The sequence below is a fragment of the Gordonia otitidis NBRC 100426 genome, assembly GCF_000248075.1.
Taxonomy (GTDB): Bacteria; Actinomycetota; Actinomycetes; order Mycobacteriales; family Mycobacteriaceae; genus Gordonia; species Gordonia otitidis.
In genome coordinates, this window is the sequence record NZ_BAFB01000104.1 from 1 (window position 1) to 437 (window position 437).

General features: G+C 64.1%; 1 protein-coding gene. It reads left to right on the forward strand.

What is annotated here, in order from left to right; translation table 11 throughout:
- On the forward strand, positions 1-437 hold a 437-nt coding region (locus tag GOOTI_RS10545), incomplete at both ends, for an alpha/beta fold hydrolase (protein ID WP_039993912.1).

Consider the following 437-nt stretch of genomic DNA (forward strand, 5'->3'; position numbering starts at 1 on the left):
CCGAGGTTCTCGACTCCTCACCCGACCGATTCGTGTTGGTCGGCCTCAGCTTAGGAGCCATCGTCGGCTTCGAGATCTTGCGAATTGCCCCGGAACGGGTCGTCGGATTCTGCGCGATCTCCACCAATCCTCGTAACCCGACGGCTCAACAGCTGACGGCGTGGCGGGATATGGCGGCGGCAACGCGCGCCGGGCATTTCCGACACGTCGTGTCTGACATCTTGGCGCCCAAGATGTTCGCAGATCCGGAATCGCTCCAATCCAACCGAGCACGCTTCGAGGCCATGGCCCGACGAGTCGGGCCGGAGGTGTTCCGAAACCAGCTCGCGGCACAGTCGACGAGAACCGACGCTCGGACCCGACTACGTGATGTCGGCTGCCCGGCACTGGTTCTGTCCGCGCAGTTCGACGCACTGTGTCCGCGCGCGTTCCACACC